This window comes from Pontibacter litorisediminis, from assembly GCF_029360645.1.
In the GTDB taxonomy this organism is placed as follows: Bacteria; Bacteroidota; Bacteroidia; order Cytophagales; family Hymenobacteraceae; genus Pontibacter; species Pontibacter litorisediminis.
Window position 1 is genome coordinate 715,598 of record NZ_JARDUA010000003.1, and the last position, 22,597, is coordinate 738,194.

The 22,597-nt window shown below is 55.6% G+C and carries 11 protein-coding genes; 4 read left to right on the forward strand and 7 right to left on the reverse strand.

Features of this window, described 5'->3' with window-relative positions; translation table 11 throughout:
* Window positions 1-2: 2 nt before the first annotated feature.
* The 3 genes from hemE to PXG97_RS13130 all read right to left on the reverse strand — a co-directional run bounded on the left by hemE (window position 3) and on the right by PXG97_RS13130 (window position 2,793).
* Window positions 3-1,043, reverse strand: a complete 1,041-nt coding sequence (hemE, locus tag PXG97_RS13120) for a uroporphyrinogen decarboxylase (protein ID WP_276498203.1) — start codon at window positions 1,041-1,043, stop codon at window positions 3-5.
* A gap of 168 nt (window positions 1,044-1,211) precedes the next feature.
* Window positions 1,212-1,838 carry a MarC family protein gene (locus PXG97_RS13125; protein WP_276498204.1) on the reverse strand — a complete coding sequence of 209 codons (627 nt, stop codon included), beginning with the start codon at window positions 1,836-1,838 and terminating at the stop codon, window positions 1,212-1,214.
* Window positions 1,839-1,971: 133 nt separating this feature from the next.
* Window positions 1,972-2,793 carry an NYN domain-containing protein gene (locus PXG97_RS13130; protein WP_276498205.1) on the reverse strand — a complete coding sequence of 274 codons (822 nt, stop codon included), beginning with the start codon at window positions 2,791-2,793 and terminating at the stop codon, window positions 1,972-1,974.
* A 258-nt stretch (window positions 2,794-3,051) separates the two neighbouring features.
* Between PXG97_RS13130 and PXG97_RS13135 the strand changes: the two genes are divergently transcribed.
* The gene (locus PXG97_RS13135) at window positions 3,052-4,050 is read left to right on the forward strand and encodes a DUF1028 domain-containing protein (protein WP_276498206.1); all 999 of its coding nucleotides are present in this window, start codon (window positions 3,052-3,054) and stop codon (window positions 4,048-4,050) included.
* A gap of 879 nt (window positions 4,051-4,929) precedes the next feature.
* Complete coding sequence (locus PXG97_RS13140) at window positions 4,930-6,357, forward strand: M20/M25/M40 family metallo-hydrolase (RefSeq protein ID WP_420851783.1); 1,428 nt, start codon at window positions 4,930-4,932, stop codon at window positions 6,355-6,357.
* Between the two features lie 197 nt (window positions 6,358-6,554).
* Here the strand turns inward: PXG97_RS13140 and PXG97_RS13145 are convergent, their stop codons facing one another.
* The 3 genes from PXG97_RS13145 to PXG97_RS13155 are packed head-to-tail and all read right to left on the reverse strand — an operon-like array spanning window position 6,555 to window position 8,784.
* On the reverse strand, window positions 6,555-7,766 hold the full coding sequence (locus PXG97_RS13145; RefSeq protein ID WP_276498207.1) for an S-adenosylmethionine:tRNA ribosyltransferase-isomerase: 1,212 nt from the start codon (window positions 7,764-7,766) through the stop codon (window positions 6,555-6,557).
* A gap of 57 nt (window positions 7,767-7,823) precedes the next feature.
* Window positions 7,824-8,225, reverse strand: coding sequence for a DUF2721 domain-containing protein (locus tag PXG97_RS13150; protein WP_276498208.1), 402 nt, complete (start codon window positions 8,223-8,225; stop codon window positions 7,824-7,826).
* 13 nt (window positions 8,226-8,238) lie between these two features.
* A complete protein-coding gene (locus tag PXG97_RS13155; RefSeq protein ID WP_276498209.1) occupies window positions 8,239-8,784 on the reverse strand; it encodes a hypothetical protein in 546 nt (181 codons plus the stop codon).
* Between the two features lie 801 nt (window positions 8,785-9,585).
* Here PXG97_RS13155 and PXG97_RS13160 point away from each other — a divergent pair.
* Together PXG97_RS13160 and PXG97_RS13165 are read left to right on the forward strand one after the other, a co-directional pair.
* A complete protein-coding gene (locus tag PXG97_RS13160) occupies window positions 9,586-18,288 on the forward strand; it encodes a T9SS type B sorting domain-containing protein (protein WP_276498210.1) in 8,703 nt (2,900 codons plus the stop codon).
* A 26-nt stretch (window positions 18,289-18,314) separates the two neighbouring features.
* A complete protein-coding gene (locus PXG97_RS13165) occupies window positions 18,315-19,262 on the forward strand; it encodes a PorP/SprF family type IX secretion system membrane protein (RefSeq protein ID WP_276498211.1) in 948 nt (315 codons plus the stop codon).
* A gap of 661 nt (window positions 19,263-19,923) precedes the next feature.
* Here PXG97_RS13165 and PXG97_RS13170 read toward each other — a convergent pair.
* Entirely contained in the window at window positions 19,924-22,521 is a 2,598-nt protein-coding gene (locus tag PXG97_RS13170) for a M14 family metallopeptidase (protein WP_276498212.1), read from the reverse strand.
* Window positions 22,522-22,597 lie beyond the last annotated feature (76 nt).

The following is a 22,597-nucleotide window of genomic DNA, read 5'->3' on the forward strand; positions in this document are numbered from 1 at the left end:
TGTTATTCTTTGATGATCGGGCTGAACTCCTTCACGGTCTGCACAAAGCATTTCACTTTCTCGGGGTCCGTATCCGGGTAAACGCCGTGGCCCAGGTTGGCGATGTGGCGCTGCGGGCCAAACTCCTTCAGCATCTTGATCGTCTCTTCCTGGATGGTCTCGAAGGAACTGTAGAGCAGGCATGGGTCCATGTTGCCCTGCAGCGTTTTGTTGGGGCCTACCTGCTGGCGGGCCTTGCTCACCTCCATGTTCCAGTCCAGGCCAATGGTCTCGCAGTTCAATTTGCTGAAGTCCTCCATCGCGAAGAAGGCGCCTTTGGCGAACACCGTTACCGGCACATTGCGGATGGCGTTGCAAATCTCAGAGATGTACGGCAAGGCAAACTCCCGGTAGTGCGCTGGTGAAAGTATACCTGCCCAGGAGTCGAACACCTGGATCAGGTTAGCACCCGCCTCGACTTGTGCCTTTAGGTAAGCGATGGTGGTGTCGGTGATCATGCGCAGGAGCTGATGCGCCAGCTTCGGGTTGGTGTACAGCATGCCGCGGGCATGGGAGAACGTTTTGGAACCGCTGCCTTCCACCATGTAAGCCAGGATCGTCCAGGGGGCGCCGGCAAAACCGATAAGCGGCACGCGCCCGTTCAACGCCTTTTTCGTGATCTTGATGGCATCCAGCACGTAGTGCAGGTGCTCGTGCGGGTCGGCCACCCGCAGCTTTTTCAGGTCTTCCTCTGTGCGCACGGTGTTCGGGAAAATAGGCCCGCGCTTCTCAATCATCTCATAGGTGCAGCCCATGGCCTCCGGCACCACCAGTATATCCGAGAAGATGATGGCAGCATCCACGTCCAGGATATCCACGGGTTGTATGGTTACCTCAGCGGCCAGATCCGGTGTCTCCACCAGTTCTTTAAAGCCACTCAGGCTCTCGCGTACGGCACGGTACTCAGGTAAAATACGGCCAGCCTGGCGCATCAGCCAAACGGGGGTGCGCTCCACGGCCTCACCACGGGCAGCTCTCAATAGCAGATCGTTCTTCAGTTGCATGGCGCAAAGATACGTTAAAAATACCGACTGAAGGAAGATGATTGTTATCACCAAAGCGACAGCCGCAAAACCTCTTATTGTGTGTTAAAAGCTTTGTACTGTGCTTTGCGCCGCGTGGTTGGGGCAGGCCAAAAAAACATCCGCTAGGCCAAGCAGTAAGGGAGTGGCTTATCTCCCTTCAAAGAACACTGCAAGTATGCCAGTCGTTACAAAGTTTACGCCGATGGAAAGCACGATAAAGCCCATGATGCGCGAGAGTGCCGACAGCCCGGCCTTGCCCAGGTAATTGACCAGCTGGTGCGAGAAAGCAAGTATGACAAAAGTGGCGGCGGCTACCAGCGTAATAGCCAGAAGTATAAGGCTGATGTCAGAGTAGGAGAGGGCGGAGGTGAACATGCCAATGCTTACGGCAATGGAGCCCGGGCCCGAAAGCATGGGCATGGCCAGCGGCGTAAAAGAGATGTCGTCTTTCTCCAGCCCCTCCCTTAGCACACCTTTGGATACTTTCTTGCCCCGGTGCGCCTTGCTGGTAAGCAGCCCAAAGCCTGCCCGCATGATCATCAGCCCGCCGGCAATCCTGATGTCGGTAAGCCTGATGCCGAAGAAGTTGAGCACATACTGCCCTGCCAGAAAAAAGACCGAAAGGATGAGCGCCATGTAAATACAAGCCCGCAGCGCCTGCTGGGTACGGTTGCCGGCAGTGTCGTCTTGGGTGAGGGTGATAAAGACCGGCATGGCCCCGAAAGGGTTTACCACCGTGAAAAGCGCCGTGAAGGTGGCCAGTACTAATTCCATAGTTGCTGTAGTAGAGGCCACAAAAGTAGAAGGGGAATGTTAAGGCATGGTTACAGGTGTATTGTGAGATGGTTAAGGCCATAAAAAAGGACAGCCCGAAGTATAAGGCTATACTTCGGGCTGTCCTGTGTCTTTACGTTTGCGGGGGGTATTTCTTGTCGGCGGCTGGCTCAGCCGTGGCTTTTTTTCGGGATGTGCGGCGGCTGTTTTCCTTGCGCTTCACGTACACGGCCGAACGCCCTTTGTCCTCCTCTTTGCGGATGGTGAAGATATCTTTATAGGCGTTGATGAGCTGCAGCAGCTGGCCGTACCCAAAGGTCCGCGGGTCGAAGCTGGGGTCGAGCTGTCGCAGGTTCGTGCCCATCATGCCCAGGTGCGCCCATCCGTCCTCATCGGCCGACATGGCAAAAGCCTCTTTCAGGAGCGGCACCGGGTTTGGACGCTGCTGGTTGCTGGCGTTATCGCCGCTGCGTTCGGCTTCGTCTATCTTCGCATCAATGTCATCCCGCAGGTTCTCGGTAAAGATGAACACGTTGCAGGCATTTACGAAAGGTTTTGGCGTTTTGCGCTGGCCAATGCCCATCACAAAAATGCCTTCTTCGCGGATGCGGGTGGCCAGGCGGGTGTAGTCGCTGTCGGAGGAGACGATGCAAAAGCCGTCGGCCAGGCCGGAGTGCAGCAAATCCATGGCGTCGATGATCAGGGCACTGTCGGTGGCGTTTTTGCCCACCGTGTAGCGGAATTGCTGGATGGGTTGAATGGCGTGGTTGTTCAGGCAGTCTTTCCAGCCGTTCATCTGGGGGGTGGTCCAGTCGCCGTAGATGCGGCGGATGGTGGGGGAGCCATACTTGCCGGCTTCGGCCAGCAGTTTGGTGATGAGGCTGGGCTGGGCATTGTCGCCGTCAATCAGCATCGCCATCTTGTCAATCTTATTGTTTCTTGGTAAATTTTTCATTTATAAGGGATTAGGGGCCTAGGTTGATGCAGGCCTGCACCGGCATTTTTGCCATACATAGTTATACTACTATTTTTGGAGGAGGTTGTTGCTGCCAAACGCGGGCTAGCTTAAATATAAATAGCGATATTTATTAGTCGCTGGTATACAAGAGGCTATAAATGTAAGTATAATATAGTTATCAGGAGCCAGTTATTATTTTTGCACTGGCGCGACCGCAGCAAAACCACTTATCTAAACTACGTATACATCATCCATATGAAAAAGTATAAAACCACACTTTTAGCGATGGGAGTAGCATTGTTGGCCTCACTGGGATCGGCCAAAGCGCAGGCGTTTAAGGCAGAGGAGCCGCTGGCGCACACATACTCAATAGTGGCCCGCGACCCGAAAACCGGCGAGATGGCCGTAGGGGTGCAGAGCCACTGGTTCTCAGTGGGCACAGCTGTGCCGTGGGTGGAGGCTGGTGTAGGCGTGGTAGCCACACAGTCGTTCACCAACAAATCGTTTGGCCCGCGGGGCCTGGCGCTGCTGAGGGAGGGGAAGACGCCGGAGGAGGCGCTGGCCATACTTCTGGCGGATGATGAGGCCCGCGAGGTGCGCCAGGTCGCCATACTTGACACCAAGGGAAACGTGGCCACGCATACCGGCAAGCAGTGCATCCGCTACGCTGGCCATATATCGGGGCAGAATTTCTCGGTGCAGGCTAACATGATGCTGACCGATAAAGTATGGCCGGCCATGGCAAAGGCCTTTGAGCGGAGCGAGGGGCAGCCGCTGGCAGAGCGGGTGCTGTTGGCCATGCAGGCCGCCGAGCGCGAGGGCGGCGATATACGGGGCAAGCAGTCGGCGGCGCTGGTGGTGGTAAAGGGCCAGAAAAGCGATCAGCCCTGGGATGACAAGACCATTGACCTGCGCGTAGACGACCATCCCCGGCCGCTGGAAGAACTGGAGCGGCTACTGAAAGTGTACCGTGCCTACGAGTACATGAACGCCGGCGACCTGGCCATAGAGAAAGGGCAGATGCAGCAGGCTATGGAAGCGTATGGCAAAGCAGAGGAAATGTTTCCGGACAATCTGGAGATGAAGTACTGGCACGCTATTGGTCTGGCTAATAGCGGGCAGGTAGAGGAAGCCTCCAAGTTGCTGCGCGAAGTGTACAAGAAAGACCCGAACTGGCGCGAGCTCACCAGCCGCCTCCCCGAAGTTGGTCTGCTGGACGTAAGCCGCCAGCAGATGGAGAAGCTGATGAAATAAAAGCAAGGAAAGTATAGAACGTAAGGAGCAACGGTAGAAATGCCGTTGCTCTTTACGTTCATGGTTGCACAGTCTAAGCTTTTGAGCCCAAGGCTTTCTCTGCTGCAAAGGCTTCTTGCTGCGCTTCTGCGGCACCGGCTCCGACTACTCCTGCCCTCTTTAACTAAGGAGGGGAGCTCTTGGAAACGATTAGCCCTCCCCTAGCCCCTCCGAGGAGGGGAATTAGCAGGCGATTATCATCCTCTCACAACTTTGCTGAATCTACGTCAGCACTCGCTATTGGAATGATACCCAGTCTTTGGGTTGAGCGCCTATGCGAGTTTTTCCGGTGCCGAACGCTAGTGAGGCAGCCCGAGGCACGAGGGCAGGAAAAGCTCCCAGCGCGATGCCCGAAGACGAGCCCGCTCGGGCTGGAGAGCTCCAAAGCCAGAGCTGAAACAAGCAGGTGGTAAGGCTATGGATGAACAGTGGCTAGCAAGGATAGCTAGGTTCAGATTAAGGGAAGCTATGGCTAATAGCGGCACAAGCGGACGCTTGCGCCAGAGAAAGTATAAAGTATAGCCCAAGTATAAGGCATGGCTTGCGTGGATTAAGAGATCCGCAGCAGGGAAGGCTCCGGACAAGGATGTTCGAAACAGCGAGAGAGGAAGTAATCAAATACGCACTACAAGCTCGCGGCAACGGTTTAAAGCCGATAATCAGCAGTGTCTACCAGGTATAGCTTGTTTCAAAACAGCCAAAGCTGCGTCTATAGAAGTAAGCGTTTGCGGATTAAGAGGTCACTCATGTACAACCAGAAGGTGTCTGTGACAAGCAACTCTGAAATAAAATTCTTAAATTAAAGGCCTCTAACTAAATCCTATTTCACCTTTAACTGAAATGCTGAACAAAAAGAACTTACGTTGTCTGCTGGCGGCAGCTGCCACTACGGTGTTAACCCTGCCGGCGATGGCGCAAAACTATGCCCAGGACTCGGCCACGATCAAAAGGATCTACGACAATGCCCTCACCAGCTACGAGAGCTACGAGAACCTGCGTTTTCTTACCAAGAACATCGGTGCCCGCCTGAGCGGATCGCCACAGGCCGCTGCCGCCGTGGAGTGGAGCCGCCAGGTAATGGAAAAGATGAACCTGGACACAGTTTACCTGCAGGAGGTGATGGTGCCGCATTGGGTGCGTGGCGATAAAGAGATCGGCCGCGTGATCAACTCCAAACTGGTAGGCACTGCAGACATGAACATCATGGCACTTGGTGCTTCGGTGGGTACCGGCAAGCAGGGGCTGAGCGCAGAGGTAGTGGAGGTTCACAGTTTTGAGGAACTGGAGAAACTGGGTAAAAAGAAGGTAAAAGGCAAGATCGTGTTCTTCAACCGCCCCTTCGACAACACACATATTGTAACGGGGGCAGCCTATAGCGACGCAGTAGACCAGCGTGGCGGTGGCCCGGTAGCGGCGGCCAAATTGGGAGCTGTAGGGGTGCTGGTGCGCTCCATGACAAACGATATCCAGGATATTCCGCACACTGGTAACACGCGCTATCAGGACGGGGTGGAGAAGATCCCTGCCGCCGCCATCAGCACGAAACACGCAAACGAACTGAGCCAGCTGCTGAAAAATGATCCGAACCTGAAGTTCTACATGCGCATGACCTCCGAAGTGCTGCCGGATGTGCTGTCCTACAACGTGATCGGGGAGATAAAAGGCACGGAGAAACCGGATGAGATCATCGTGGTAGGCGGCCACCTCGACTCCTGGGACGTGGGGGAAGGCGCACATGACGATGGCACAGGCTGTATGCAGTCGATAGAGGTGCTGCGCCTGTTTAACGACCTGGGCATTAAGCCAAAGCGCACGATCCGGGCGGTGCTGTTTATGAACGAGGAGAACGGCCTGCGCGGTGGCAGCAAGTATGCCGAAGTGGCCAAAGCGAAAGGCGAAAAGCACGTTGCCGCCATTGAGTCGGATGCCGGTGGTTTTACCCCGCGTGGCTTTGGGCTGGACGGTACCAAAGAGCAACTGCAGGCAGTGCTGGCATGGAAGCCTTTGCTGGCGCCTTACGGCCTGCACGATATTGCCCCTGGCTACGGCGGTGCTGACATCGGCCCGTTGAAAGGACAGGGCTCAGTGGCGCTGATCGGATTTAAGCCGGACTCCCAGCGCTACTTCGACTATCACCACACCGAGATTGACACCTTTGAGCAGGTGAACCGCCGGGAGATGCAGTTAGGAGCTGCTTCCATGGCCTCGCTGGCTTACCTGATCTCTGAATACGGCCTTAACGGCGGCGTGGCAAAAGTGCAGAAATAGAAGCTAACATATATTACAAACATAAAGGGCCGCTCAATTGGGCGGCCCTTTATGTTTTATACCAGCAGAGTTGGTTCATGCTGGTTTATGTTGCGAGCGTTCAAATCTTCGGCCGGCTATAGCTAAAACCCTGGCCCGGTTGAGCTGTGAATGTGGCATAAGCGGGTCTAAAGAACCACGCCCGAAATTTTAGTCTGCTATGGCAGCAGCAGCGAGCTATCGCCGTAGCTCAGGAAGCGGTAGCCGTGCTGCAGGGCATGCTGGTATACCTTGCGCCAGTTCTCCCCAATTAGCGCCGAAACCAATAGAAGCAAGGTGCTTTCCGGCTGATGGAAGTTGGTTACCAAGCCGTGGCACATCCTGAAGGTATAGCCCGGTGCGATGATGATCTGCGTGCTGGCGTGCAGGTGGTCTATATTTAGTTGCTCCATGAAATGCAACAGTGCCTGCAGTGCCTCCGAGGCAGCTGGCGGATTTATACTTTCGTAGGCTTGCCACTGGCTTACGTGCAGCTCCTGCTGTGGCAGGTCGGGCTGCGCCAGTACTTTAGCTCCTAACCAGTAGATGCTCTCCAGGCTGCGCATGCTGGTGGTGCCCACCGGTATCACCGGGTTGCCTTGCTGGTGCAAAAGCCTCTCCAGTATGCTTTTGGTAAGGTAGAGCTGCTCGGCATGCATCTCGTGCGCCTCCATGGTGTCGGCTTTTACCGGTTTAAACGTGCCGGCACCCACGTGCAGCGTCAGGTAAGCCGTATCTGTACCTTGGGCCTTCAGCGCTTCCATCACGCGGTCGGTAAAGTGCAGGCCGGCAGTCGGAGCGGCCACGGCTCCCTGTTGGTTCGCGTAAATGGTTTGGTAGCGGGTGTGGTCGTCTGGGGTGAGGTCGCGGTTAAGGTAAGGAGGCAGGGGCAAGCGGCCACAGCGCTCCAGCACCTCGGCAAAGGGAAGCTCGGCTGGTTGCCACGTGAAACGTATCAGGAAATGCCCTTCCTGCTGCGCCTCGCGCACTGCCTGCAGCTCACCTCCATCAAACTGTAAGACTACAGGGCCGCTTTTCCAGCGCTTGTTGTTGCCTACCAGGCATTTCCAGGTGCTGCCGCCTGTTTGCTGCATGGCCAGCTGCACCTCCCGGTGCGGGGCCACGGGCTCCAGGCAAAAAATCTCTACCAAACCCCCGGTTTCTTTCTGCATCAGCAGCCTTGCCTGCACCACCTTGGTATCGTTAAACACCAGCAATGTGTGCGGGGGCAGCAGTTGTGGCAGGTCAGTAAAGGTATGATCCGCTATCTGGCCCTGGCGGTAGAGCAGCAGCTGAGACTGATCGCGCTCCGGTAGCGGAAACTTAGCAATGCGCTCCTCGGGCAGCTCATACACAAAATCCTTTATCGCCAGTTTCTTCGGGTCGGTCATGTAATCAGTTAAGAGTTTAGAGTTATGGGTTAAGAGTTGCTACGGAGGCTTTTGCTGTTACTTTTCAGCGCTCCCCTCGAGGTCGTTCAGCTCCAGCTCCAGCGCCTTCACCGAAATCTGGATTTCGCGGATGGCCAGCGCCAAAGAGATCAGCATCATAAGCAAACTGAAGGCAAAAACATACTTGCCGGCCTCCTGGTAGTCGGCAAACAGCAGGAACATACAGAGCACGCAGCCAAACATGCTCAAAGTGCCGAAGGCCTGCATGTTACGGATCAGGACAAGCCGGTTGCGGAGGTTCTCGATCTGACTGAAAACTAACTGACTGCGGGACGAGGCATAGCGGTCTTTGAGGTTGCGGATGAGCGTGGCCAGACCCAGAAAACGGTTGGTGAAGGCCAGCAACAGCAGCGACAGCGCCGGGAACAGCAAAGCAGGTGTGGTGAGCGTGATCTCCATGCCTTGTACTTGATCAGAGGCTTTTCAGGAAGTCCTCGTCCAGCGGCTCCGCGTCATCATCGTCCTCTTCCGGGTTTTGGGGGGCGTCCCAGTCCACCTCGGCCAACAGCTCCAGCCCGTCCAGAATCAGCTCGTCCAGTTCCTCCTTCGTGCCGGCATCCAGCGTCTGCTCAAACAGGTGCAATATCTCCTCACGCTGCGGGTTCACGAAAATCTCGTGGTACAGGTTGTCAAACGTAGCGATGCGCTTCTGCACGACCTTATCTATCTCGCGGGTGTTTTTCGCTTGCACCGCTTCCTGTAGCACCTCCAGCACCTCCTTGCTCTTCTCGTTGTCGGCCAGGCGAATGAAAGCCTTTACAAACGCAATGGCCACTCCCAGGCGCAGGCGCTCAAAGCGGTAGCTCAGTTGCTCCCGGCTGCCGCCTCTCGAGGTCTTGGCCTCCCGCAGGGCGCGCTCCAGGTCGGTGTACACCGTAGCGGCTCCTTCCTCAAAAACGTGTGGGGAGGGGCTGTCGAAGGCGGTTTCTAATAGCAGTTCAAAGCTTCTGGCGCTCATAAGGTATCTGGTTTAGCTACTGGATAAATAAGTCTACAAAGGTAATGATTATACTTTCTTTCTCCACGCCTTGTTAGGAGCACCGCCCACGGCCAAAGTCTTGCACCGGTTTGGGAGGTTAGGACTGTTTTTCCGCTGCAAAGTCTAGCTGTATAAAGGGGTGATATTGGATTTAGGCCAGTGTTGCAACAAGTGAGCAAGAACAAGAGACTTAGATAAATTCACACTTTGGTGAAAATGAATTTCAGGAACCGTGCACCGTTCATGTTATTCAATATAAGCTATGTTATATATACATTGTTATGGGTAAAATTATAGTTACAGAATGGCTATATATTGGATTGCTATAAATATTTTAATTGTATTGTTTGCCAATGCTGTACTTGCTTTATTTGTCTGGATATTATAAAAAATCGAAGTGTCTTATATTTGTGCCAGCTTTTGCTGTTTTGAATGTTGGATTAAAACCAAGAGGTTGTTTTTCATCATATTGCTAATAAAACAGCATTGAAAAAGGTTCTAAGCAGCGTTAGCTAAGGCCGATCGATTAGAAAAGTATAATAACCAGTTTTGGGATAGAGAGGTGTGCAGCTGAATGGCTACAGAGACGCCTGGTAACCTGTGAATGAAAAGTCGGAATGGTGGAGGGTGCAATGGGTGGGGAAAGGGTAAATGCGCTGATTATAACTATACACATACTCTTTGTGAAAAGAGCAAGCCTCTTGAATAGTACTGAATTTTTATCAACCATACTTAAGGATATCCATAGTTGAAGATCAACATAGTTTTAATAGGTAGCTTATGAAGAAAACCTTTACCCGAAAACTCTCCTTCCTGTTCGCCATCTGCCTGTTAGGGGTGTTGCAGTTCGCAGCATCCCTTGGTGCGTTTGCGCAGAAGAACAATGAGGTGCCGATCTATAGAGTGGATCTGCGCGGGAAACCCAACGGTGTTTGGAATTCCGGAGAGGTGGCCAGGAACGGCCAGTTGTGCGGTGCTCCTAACAACGAAAACTGTGTGCAGTTCGAGATCCTGCTGGATCAGAATGCGGAGCAGATGGAATTCGATATTGTGAGTGGACCCGTGCCATCCGGTTCTATGGGCTATCAGATTGATTGCGGCCCCCAAACCCCGGTGGGGCAGCCGATCTGTGTGGACGTATCAAAACCGATTACGTTGACGCTCTGCATGCCGGGCAACGCGAAAGGCGTCTTTGAGGTTAGGTCGCTTGCTGCTTTCAACCCTCAGGCTGATATCTCAGTTACGTCAGGTTGCTCGGCTACTTTAAGAGCGCCGCAGACTTTTGAGGCAGGCTCCATCACTTGGCGTGATATTACCTACAATGGCACTTATAACAAGTACCTGAGCTTCCCGAATGGGGACACGGCGCCCATCATCACGCCAGATAACAATGCACCTGCGTACGTGGACTATGAGGTGTCTGGTACTACAGTGGCCACCAAGTGCCCCGGCAGGTTCTTCTCGGATGTGGTGCGGGTGTACTTTTATCCGCCGCCGACTGTCACTATCGGCCCCAACCCTGCCATTATCTGCCCCGGAGGCAGTGGCGTTACCCTCACAGGCCAGGTAACAGGCGGTGACGGTAATTGGGAGTATATCTGGACAGACCCTTCCGGAAACGTGGTGGGTAACCAGCTGACTTACACAGCCACTACAGTGGGTACGCACAAGTTTGAGGTAAGAAACATCAACTACCCTAACTGCCGCGAGTTCTCCGCGTCGGTGGATGTTGTCTCCAATTTGGCGGCGAATGCGGGACCAGACCAACTGGTTTGCTCGCAGAGCCCTGTGCAGTTGGCAGGAACAATAACAGCAGCCACGGGAGGCATCTGGAGTGGGGGCGGCGGCACCTTCAGCCCAAGCAACACGGCCCTTAACGCCGTTTACACCCCAACTGCAGCCGAAATAGCGGCTGGCTCGGTAAAGCTCCGGCTTACCTCTACCGGCAACGGCTCGTGTAGCGCCGTGCAGGATGAGGTATTGATCACCTTTTACCCAATCGATGTGGAGCTGACAGGTACGCCCGTCATCTGTAGCGGTACCATGGGTACGGTTACGGCAAAGGTAACGGGTGGCAACGGCACCATCTCCTATAAATGGAGCTCCGGCGAGACGACGGCCACCATTACGGGCAAGCCCGCCGGCACTTATACCGTCACCGTTTCCGACGGCCAAAGCTGCGCTGTTACAAAATCGTTTACGGTAACAGAAGTGCCCGGCCCTACAGGCTTTACCGCTACCACAGCCTCCGAAACCTGCGGCAGCAGCAACGGCAGTGTAACTGTAAGTAACGTGACGAGCGGCACAAGCCCTTACAAGTATAGTGCGGACGGCACCAATTACCAGGACTCCCCGGTGCTGGAAGGACTCGCCGCCGGCGACTATGTGATCTATGTAAAAGACGCCAACGGCTGTACCGTTACCAAAAGCGTTACCATTGCGAACATTGCCGGACCTACGGCTGTAATGGCCTCTGCGGTGGCGGCATCCTGCTACAACAACGATGGTAGCATTACGGTTGGGAACGTTTCGGGAGGAACAGCTAATTATACTTACTCTCTCAACAACTCCGTTTACCAGAGCGCTACCAGCTTCACAGGCCTGGCTGCCGGTACGTATACTGTTTATGCCAAAGATGCCAATGGATGTATCGTCAGCACTTCGGTATCGGTAGCCAAGCAAACCCTGACGGCCTTTACGGCTACGGCGGCTTCCTCTACCTGCGGAGCCAGCAACGCGAGCATTACCGTGAGCAACGTGCAGGGAGGCATCGCACCTTATGCTTATAGCACCGACGGCGTTAACTTCCAGGACAACGCCACGCTTTCAGGCTTAGCGGCCGGCCCCTACACGGTTACCGTTCGGGATTCGAGAGGCTGTACGCTTACAAAATCAGTTACGGTAGGTAACATTACCGGCCCTACAGACCTTACGGCTACAGCCAAGCCATCCTCCTGCGGTAACAGCAATGCCGAGATTCTGGTAACGAACGTGAGCGGTGGCACGGGTACTTATACCTATAGTTTAGATGGCACTAACTTTCAGAGCGCCGCAAGCTTTACCGGCCTGGCTGCCGGCAACTATACAATCTATGTGAAAGACGGCAACCGCTGTGTTTATACAGAGGCCATTACCCTGACGGATATTGCCGGCCCTGATTTCACGGCTACGGCACAGGCTTCTACCTGCGGGGCCAGCAACGGTCGTATCACTATCAGCAACATAACCGGCGGAGTTACTCCTTATAAGTATAGCAAAGATGGCGGCGCAACCTTCCAGGACACGCCAAGCTTTAGCGGATTGGCCGAAGGCAGGTACCAGGTCATGGTGCAGGATGCCAACGGCTGCTCCCTGGTAAAAGCAGTGGACGTGACCAACATGGCCGGACCGAGCGATCTGGCGCTGGCAAGCACGGCATCCACCTGCGGCGATAGCAACGGTGTGATACGCATCAATGGAGTAAGCGGCGGCACGAGCCCTTATACTTATAGTATAGACGGGAAAACTTTCCAGGAGTCGCAGACCTTTGGGGCAGTGCTGGCCGGCGAATACACCGTAACCGTGAAAGACGCCAACGGCTGTACGTTTGCGAAGCAGGTTGTGGTGGGCAACGTTGCCGGACCAACCAACTTGGCCGCAAGCACCCAGGCCTCTACCTGTGGCGGCAGTAACGGTGAGATTATGATAACCGGTGTAACCGGTGGCGCCGGCGACTACACCTACAGCAAGGACGGCGTGAACTATCAGGCTTCTGCCACGCTTACAGGCTTTGTGGCCGGTACGCACACGGTTTATGTGAAAGACAGCAATGGCTGTACCTTCTCCAAGGCGTTTACTGTGTCAGACATTGCAGGCCCAACGGCTGTAGCGGCCACCGCCCAGCCGGCCAGCTGCCAGAACAACGACGGCAGCATCACGGTAGGCAGGGTAACCGGGGGGACCTCGGGCTATACTTACGCCATCGACGGCACGAACTTTCAGACCTCCACTAGCTTTACCGGCCTGGCCTCTGGCAAGTATACCGTGACGGCAAAGGATGCAAAAGGCTGTATCGTTACTACCACAGTAACGGTTGGCCAGAATGTGCCTACCGCCTTCGCCAGCACCACGGTAGCGGCCAGCTGCGGCAGACCGGACGGGGAGTTGACAATCGGATCAGTGACTGGAGGCAAGGCTCCTTATACCTATAGTATAAACGGCGGCGGTTTCCAGGCATCAGCAACCTTCACCAACCTCGTGGCTGGCACCTATAGTATTACAGTGAAGGATGCCAAGGGCTGTACATTTACCGATGAGGTGGGGGTGCAGAACGTGGAAGGACCATCATTCAGCGCTACCGTTGCGGCCACCACCTGCGGCGCCGCGAATGGAAGCATAAAGGTAGGAAACACCACCGGTGGCGTAGGTCCTTATACCTATAGTATAGATGGGCAGAACTTCCAGGCGGCTACTACCTTTGAGAACCTGTTGGCGGGCAGCTACACGATCACGGCGAAAGATGCTAATGGCTGTTTTGGCACCACCCAGGTGGTAGTGGCAGACATTGCCGGTCCAGAGGACTTCACGTTAGCAGGGGCTTCCTCTACGTGTAGCGGCAGCAACGCCACCATTTCTGTGAGCAATGTGGACGGCGGCACGGCACCTTATACCTATAGTATCAACGGCGGCGGCTTCCAGGTATCAGCAACTTTTGCCAACCTGGCTGCCGGCGACTACACCATCACGGTGAAGGACGACAATGGCTGTACCATCAGCAAGGCGATCAAGATCAGCGATATTCCTGGCCCAAGCGGCATCAGCCTGGCCGCTACGGCCTCTACCTGTGGCGAAAGCAACGGCAAAATAGAGGTAGGCGGCGTAACGGGTGGCACGGCTCCTTATACTTTCGCGCTCGACGGCAAAACGTTTCAGCAGGGCACGACCTTCGCCGCAGTAGCGGCAGGGGCCTACACGGTAACCGTGAAAGACGCCAACGGCTGTACGTTCGCAGCAGAGGTTGTGGTGACAAACATCGGCGGTCCTTCTGACCTTACGGCCAGCGCTACGTCCTCTACCTGCGGTAGCAGCAACGGCAAACTGACAGTGACAGGCGCCACCGGAGGTGATGCCCCTTACACCTATAGCAAGGACGGGGTGAATTTCCAGGAGAGCCCGGTGTTCGAAAACCTCCTGGCCGGCTCCCACACGCTCTACGTGAAAGACAGCAATGGCTGTACCTTCTCAAAGGCGTTTACTGTGTCAGACATTGCGGGTCCAACGGCCGTAGCGGCCACCGCCCAGCCGGCCAGCTGCCAGAACAACGACGGCAGCATCACGGTGGGCAGGGTAACCGGGGGAACCTCGGGCTATACTTACGCCATCGACGGCACGAATTTCCAGACCTCCACCAGCTTTACCGGCCTGGCCTCTGGCAAGTATACCGTGACGGCAAAGGATGCAAAAGGCTGTATCGTTACTACCACAGTAACGGTTGGCCAGAATGTGCCTACCGCCTTCGCCAACTCAACGCTAGCCTCTACCTGCGGCGCGCGCAACGCTAGTATCACAGTAGGTACGGTAACGGGCGGCACGGCACCTTACACCTACAGTGTAAACGGGTCCGCCTTCCAAACATCGGCTACTTTGGCCAACCTGGCAGCTGGCACTTACACGGTCACCGTGAAGGACGCCAAAGGCTGTACTTTCAGCCAAGCCGTAACGGTAGCAGACATTGCCGGTCCGTCCGCGTTAGCCTTGGCCGGGAAAGCCTCTACCTGCGGCAGCACGAATGCCGCCATTACCGTGAGCGGTGTAACCGGTGGCACGGCTCCTTATACCTTTGCGCTTAACGGAGGAGAATTCCAGAGTGGCACAAGCTTTGGCGCACTGCCGGCCGGCGAGTACACGGTAACGGTGAAGGACGCCAACGGCTGTACCTTTGTACAGGCTGTTACCTTAACAGATATCCCGGGGCCGTCTGCCTTTACGGCCACAGCCACTGCTTCTAGCTGCGGTCGCGCGAACGGAAGTATAACGGTGAATGGCGTAACTGGCGGAACCGCGCCTTACACGTATAGTGCCGACGGTGCAAGCTTCCAGGAGGCTGCCACACTTACCAGTCTCTTGGCCGGTAAGCACACAGTAACAGTGAAGGATGCCAACGGCTGTACCGTGACCATGGATGTGGTAGTAGAGGATGTGGCCGGCCCGAACGGACTGGAGCTGGCCTCTACGGCCTCTACCTGCGGCGCGAGCAACGGCAGCATCGCAGTGGGGAAAGTATCCGGGGGAACGGCTCCATATATGTACAGCCTGGACAATACCAGCTTCCAGAGCGGGCTAACCTTCGAGGGCGTGCGGGCAGGCAACCACACCGTAACGGTGAAAGACGCCAACGGCTGTACCTTCTCCGCAAGTATAACGGTAACAGACATCGCCGGACCGGCTAACTTTACCGCCTCAACAAAGGCAACTACCTGCGGCGCCAGCAACGGCGAGATCAGCATAACAGGTGTAACCAACGGCACAGCGCCTTATACCTATAGCATAGACGGGAAGAACTTCCAGGCTGCTGCTACCTTTGCCGGTCTGGCTGCTGGTTCGCACAACATCACCGTGAAAGATGCCAACGGCTGTACGTTCGTAAAAGCCGTGGAGGTTACCAATATTGAGGGGCCAGCTTCCTTGGCGGCTACGACCAAAGCTGCCAGCTGCGCCGATAACGACGGAGGCATTACGGTGGGTGCCGTAACCGGTGGCACAGCGCCCTATACGTACAGTATCAACGGCACAACGTTCCAGGGCAGCACGAGCTTCACAGGGCTGGCTTCCGGAGAATATATCCTTACAGTAAAAGATGCGAATGGCTGCCAGACCACTGAAACCGTGAAGGTGCGCAAGGATGGGCCGGCAAGCTTTGCCAGCACAACCGCCGCCTCTACCTGCGGTGCTGAGAACGGACGCATCACGGTAGTTTCTGTAGATGGGGGCAAGGCGCCTTATACCTACAGTATAAACGGCGGCAGCTTCCAGAGCTCCGCAGCGTTTACGTCGCTCCTGGCCGGTGCTTACAGGGTAACGGTGAAAGACGCCAACAACTGTACTTACATACAGGAAGTGGTGGTAACGAACATCGAAGGCCCATCGGACCTGACAGTTGCTGCCAACACCGCTACCTGTGGCAACAGCAACGGGCAGATCAGCATTGCAGGAGTAACCGGCGGCACGGCACCTTACACCTATAGTGCAGACGGCGTGAACTTCCAGGCTTCTGCTACCATCTCTGGGCTTGCCGCCGGTGAGTACCAGGTAACAGTAAAAGACGCCAACGGCTGTACCGCCGTGAAAGCAGTGACTGTGGGCAATGCCTCGGGTCCGGAAGGATTTACGGTGGCAGGCAAAGCAGCCACTTGCGGCGCGGCGAACGGCGAGGCTACGGTAAGCGCCGTGGTAGGGGGTAAGGCTCCTTACACCTACAGCGCCAACGGCACCAGCTTCCAACCGGAGGCTACGCTGAAAGGCCTGACTGCCGGCACGCATACCATCACGGTAAAAGATGCCAACGGCTGTACCTTCACAAAACAAGTAGTAATCGAGAACGTTGCCGGGCCAGCCAACTATGAGCTGGCGACCGTGGCCACCACCTGTGGTGCAGCGAATGGCGTGATCACGGTAAGCAACATGACGGGCGGCACGGCACCTTATACCTATGCTCTGAACAACGGCGACTATCAGGCGGCAGCAACATTTACCGAGGTGGCTGCCGGGGAGTACGCCATCACGGTGAAGGATGCCAATGGCTGTACGTTGGTGAAGCAGGTGGAGGTAAGGGATGTGGCTGGACCTACAGAGGTTGCGGCTTCTACAACGCCAACTGCCTGTACCGCCAACAACGGCACCATCACAGTAACCGGGGTAACGGGTGGCAAAGCGCCTTATACCTACTCGCTGGATGGCAGCACCTACCAGGCGGCGGCTACTTTCGGAGCGCTGGCGGCTGGAGAGTATGAGGTTTATGTGAAAGACGCCAACGGGTGTAGCACTACTGCCAAAGTTACAGTAGGCATAAAAGGGCCGAAAGAGGCAACCGTTGCGGCTACAAAGGCTACCTGCGGCGAGGAGAATGGCTCCATCACCATCACTGCTGTAACAGACGGCACCAAACCGCTTGCCTATAGTATAAATGGCGGCAGCTTCCAGGCCTCAGCCTCGTTTGCCAACCTGGCGGCCGGGGTGTATACCATCATCATCAAAGATGCAGAGGGATGCACGCTGGAGGTGACACAGGAAGTAAGCAACAGCGGTGCCGCTACCTTTACGGCCACCGGCTCGGACGCCAGCTGCGGTGCCGAGAATGGCCGAATCGTAATCAGCGGCGTGAGTGGCGGGGTGAGCCCTTACACGTACAGCGTGGACGGCACTAACTTCCAGGGTTCGCCTGAATTTACCGGCTTGGCCGAGGGTGCCTACCAGGTGAGCGTGAAGGACGCCGCCGGCTGCCTGAGCTTCCAGCCAGTGACCATCGGCAACACCCCACCGATCACCAACCTGCGCGCTACGGTAACCTCGCCAACCTGCGAGCAGCCTGCGGGCCAGGTGGCGATCGACGAGGTGAGCGGCGGCACGGCTCCTTACACATATTCGCTGGATGGGTCTAATTTCACAGCCTCCACCACCCTTGCTGACGTTGCTCCAGGCAACTATACCCTGACGGTGAAAGACGCCGCCGGCTGTACTTATAGTATAGAGGTGCAGGTGGAAGAAGGTGTGAGCAGCAAGCTGGACTACGTGCACCACCTGGCCTGTACCGGCGGCAACACCGGGGAGATCGCTTTTACCTCAACCGGCGCCACCGACCAGACGCAGTACAGCATCGACAACGGCAAGACCTTCCAGAAGAGCGCGGTGTTCTCTGGCCTGGCTGCAGGCACATACCAGCTCATCGCTAAGTTCTCGGCCACATGCACCATTAACGTGGGCACCGTGGAGGTGAAGGAGGCACAAGAGATGGAGGTGGAGGCAACGGCGCTGACCAAGGCTATCGGGTTCGAGAAGTCAGGTAGTGCCGCCGTGACGAAGATCGTGGGTGGGGTAGGACCTTATACCTACTCGCTGGATGGCGGTGCCTTCACGTCTGATTCGGTGTTCACCAACCTGAGCGCCCGCGAGTACACGGTGACGGTGAAAGACAGCAGAGGCTGTACCGCTACAACGACATTCGTGATAGAAGGGCAGGGAGATATTGACATCCCGAACGGCTTCACGCCAAACGGCGACGGTATCAACGACACGTGGGTGCTGAAAAACCTGCCGAGCCTCTTCCCGGGCAACAGGGTGACGGTGTACAACCGCTGGGGCAGCGAGGTTTTCTCGTCCAGAGGCTACAGCAAGCCATGGGATGGTACCTACAAAGGCAAACGCCTGCCGGATGGCACCTACTACTGCATCATCGAGCTCGGTGACGGCTCTGCTCCGATTAAGACCTCTGTGACCATTATGCGCTAACTGCCCATTACCAAACAACACGTGTTATGAAGAATTACATCCTTATATTTTGCTTTCTGCTCGTAGGTTCGGTAGCTGTGGCACAGCAGAAGGCGCTTTACAGCCAGTACATGACCAACTACTATCTCCTGAACCCGGCTGTGGCCGGGGTGGAGAAAGACTGGAACATAAAGGCCGGCTACCGCAACCAGTGGACAGGTTTTGAGGGGGCTCCCCAAACTTATTACCTAAGTGCCGAGACGGCTTTGTTTAAACGCACCATCGGAAGGCGCAAGTCCATGCCTTACCACGGTGCCGGCGGCTATATATACACAGATAAGACAGGCCCTGTCTCACAAACAGGTTTGCTGCTGTCGTATGCTTACCATGTGCCGCTAAACAGGAGTTTATACTTGTCTTCGGGAGTGTTTGCCGGGGTGCAGCAGTATAAGTTCGACGAGAATAAGATTCACCTGGCAGATGGCTCCAACGAGCGCGACCCGGTAACTCAACAGGGAAGTATAAATGCCTTTATGCCGGATCTGAGCGTGGGCACTTACCTGCACTCCGAGGAGTTCTTTGTGGGGGCATCCTTATTCCAGGTGCTGGGCAACAGGATCACCAAGAACAGAGGAATTGAGGACCCTGCCCGCCTGTCGCGCCACTTGTTTGTGTCGGGAGGGTACAACTTCGATGTGAATAGAAACATTACGGTTACGCCTTCCGTGCTGCTGAAGTACGTGAACCCGGCCCCCATACAGGCTGACTTTAACGTGCGGGGAGAGTATCACTTTACCAAGCGCCGCAAAACAGTGTATGATGACATGGTGTGGGCAGGTATCTCCTATAGAACTCAGGACGCCATCGTTGGTTTGGTAGGTGTGCAGTTTAAAGAGCAGTACCGCCTGAGCTATACCTACGATATCACCGTGTCGCCGATGCGCCACCACAGCGCCGGTTCTCATGAGATCGTACTTGGCTTCCGGATGCCATAGTGAGAGTTTAGTAGTATAAAAGAGAAGAGCCAGTGCAATTGCACTGGCTCTTCTCTTTTATACTTTCTCTGGCACAAGTATCCATACTCAGACTGGTATAAGCTTCCGCTTGTGCCTTTGCCTCTTTCCTGGCGCAAGTCTCCAGACTTGTGTCCTACTATGGTGTCGGGTCTGTGACTCGACTGGCTCGCAGAGCCATACCTTATACTTGGGCTATACGTTATACTTCTCTGGCGCAAGCGTCCGCTTGTGCCGCTCTTAGCTGCTGCTTTCTGCCACAGGAAGCAAGCTATTCTTACTAGCTGCCGTTCATCCTCAGTCTTACAACCTGAATTGTTGCATCTCTGGCTTTGGTGCTCTCAAGCCCGAGAGGGCTCGTCCTCGGGCATCGCGCTGTGTTCCCTCCTGCGCCAGGGCGCTGCCCTTCGGGCACCGGATCTCACAAGGCGCTCAACCCAAGGACTGGAAACAGTTTTCGATAGCCTCTGCCTTTGCTATGGGACAAGTATAACTCCCCTCCTTGGACTACCGAGAACGCGAGTTCGAAGGTAGCGAGCGTAGCTTTGAGAGGCAGGGGTGGTTGGACCCGGTACTATAGGAAGCTCCCTCCCCTGTTCTTAGGGAAAGGTTGGGGAGGGGTGAATTCCCCTCCCCAACCATCTTAATGGGCATCCTCTTCTGCGCGGGCAGAGCTGCCGCTGATGATCTGGCCGAAGAAGATGCTGTTCAGGAACAGCTTGTTGGTGCCGTACCAGAAGGCGCGGAAATTCGGGTTGTCCGGCATGGCGATCACCTTGCCTGCTCCCAACGCCGATACATCCACGGCCGCCGTGTTCTTCACTTTCTCCAGGTTTGGCTTCGAAATGTAGCCAGCCATGAGCGGATTAGCAGTATACATCACCGGGTTGGCGTAAGGGCTCTTCGAGCGCTCCATAAACAACGCGTTGCTGCGGAAGATCGGCAGTTGGGCATCGGTGTAGCCGTAGGCCAGCGGGTGTGTCAGGTCGAGCGTGGTCTCAAAAATAGCTCCTCCAATCACCTGTGCTCCCTCGCTGTTGGCCATATCGGCGTATGCTTTCTGCGCAGCTGCGTTAGCCTGAGCCTCTCCGTTTTTGAACGTGATGTTGCCAATGCCGTTATCGGAGAGCCATTTTGCGGCTGTGCCCATACCTATCACTGTGCCGCCCCGTTGCACCCAGCTGCGTAGCTTGTCTTTGGAGATGCTGCTGTACGAGCCCTCTGCCATCACCAGCACGTTATACTTGTCTATGGATGCGCGGTTAAAATCATTTGTTTTGATGAGCACCGGACGCATGCCGAAACGATCGTCCATCAGGTGCCAGGCTTCGCCAGCGTCATAGCTATTCACGCCATCACCGATCAGCATCATAATCTTGGGCTGCTCCAGGCTACGCATCATCGGGCTGCCCAATTTTATGCCCTGCGGCGTGAAGCCGGTGTTCATGGCGTATACTTTCAGGGCATTTTGCTGCGCTACTTCCTGCAGCACCTGGTGCAGCTCCTCGGCATTCACTCTTTGCCCGGCCACAGGTATCAGGATGGTGCCATAGTCGTACTGCTTGCCATCGGGAGTGCTGAACTTGTCGGTGGCCACACGCGTCGCAATACCGCGGTCCATCAGTTGGTTAAGAGCACGCGGGGCATAGTAGCCGTGCCACTCAAAGGTATAAGCGTAGTCGCTTTTGCCGCCTATCACTTCGCCGTCCGGGAAAGACAGGTCTTCTACCTTCTGGCCCAGCTGGTTGCCCTTAAAGTTACGGGAGGAGAGGGCGGCGTGCTCCAGGTCAAAGGCAAGCGGGAAGGTCCAGGCCGAGATGTCGTAGAAAAGGCTATCCTGAAAAGTGGTGCGCTTCTCAAACATTGCCTCAATCAGCCTGTGCTGCGGCTGCTCCGTCGGGATGACATAGGCGTTCTCCGGCGTATAGGTGACCCCGTTGATCGTCATGTTTTCCTTCGGGCGGTACACGTCGATCTGGTGCTGCTTGATGATCTCAGCCAGGTGGTACGCACGCGCTTTGTCCTTTTCCGATCCGAACACATACGCTTTGGTCTTCGCCTGCTTCGCCTCATTGAGGGCGTTCTTATAGAAGTCGCGCTGGTGCGCCAGCAGCTCCTCGCGCATGGCCTGCGCCGCCTCCAGGGTAGAGAGGGTGGTGGTGAACTGGTTTCTGATGGTGAACGGGAAAGTCAGCACGCCATTTACGCTCTCCTGCGCATGGCCGCGGGAGCTGGCCTGCTCAAACAGGATCCCCACGGCTCCGTTCACATCCGGGTAAGTGGAGCCTTTGCCGTAGTAGAAGTCGTCGTAGCTTTCCTCGGTGTAGTAAAAGGAGCCGATCTTATCGAGTGCCTTGGCGTGGTAGGTGCCGATCTTCTGCGTCAGTTTAAAGTTGCTCTCCGGCGTGAGCGGGTTGTTGCGGCTTGGGATACCCGGCTGAAAGAAGAAGGTCGCGTTGGTGCCCATCTCGTGGTGGTCCGTCAGCACGTTCGGCTTCCACTCGTGGAACTTGGCCAGCCTGCCTTTCGACTCCGGGTGCTGCAGCGGCAGCCAGTCGCGGTTCAGGTCGAACCAATAGTGGTTGGTGCGGCCGCGCGGCCACACTTCGTCAAATTCAGCACTGTTGTTGTCGGTGATCAGGTTCTTGCTGCGGTGCGAGTTTACCCAGCTGGCAAAGCGGTTCATCCCGTCCGGGTTAATGGATGGGTCGAGAAGTATAATCGTCTCGTCCAGCAGTTTCTCTATTTCCGGCCCCTGCGCGGCGGCCAGGTGGTACACGGCCAGCAGTGAGGCATTGCTGCCGCTGGGCTCGTTGCCGTGCACGCTGTAACCCATCCATACCACGGCCGGCATCTCCTTCAGATTCAACTTCCCTGATTCGGCAGGATTGGTGAGCTGCACATGCTGCTGCTTCAGCTGCTCTATGTTCTGGTGGTTCTTGGGCGAGGTGATGGTGAGCAGGTACAGCGGCCGGTTTTCGTGGGTGCGGCCATACTCTGTCATCGTGATGCGGTCGGAGAGGGAGGCCATCTGCCGCATGAACATCACCAACTGGTCGTGGCTCGCGTGCCACTCGCCCACGTTGTAACCCAAAATATCTTTAGGGGTTGGAATGCTGCTGTTGTAGGTTACCTCGGTTGGCAGGTAGTAAGAGAGCGGAGCCTCGGTTTGCTGCGCCACTGCTACCGGACCAAGGCCCAGCATGGCCGCTACAGCGATTACGCGTAGGTTTTTCTTCATGAGTAAGGGTGAGGAATAGGTTAGATGTTTGGTTATACCTGCAATTTCCTGTTTTGCGGAGGCTTTTGCAAGTATA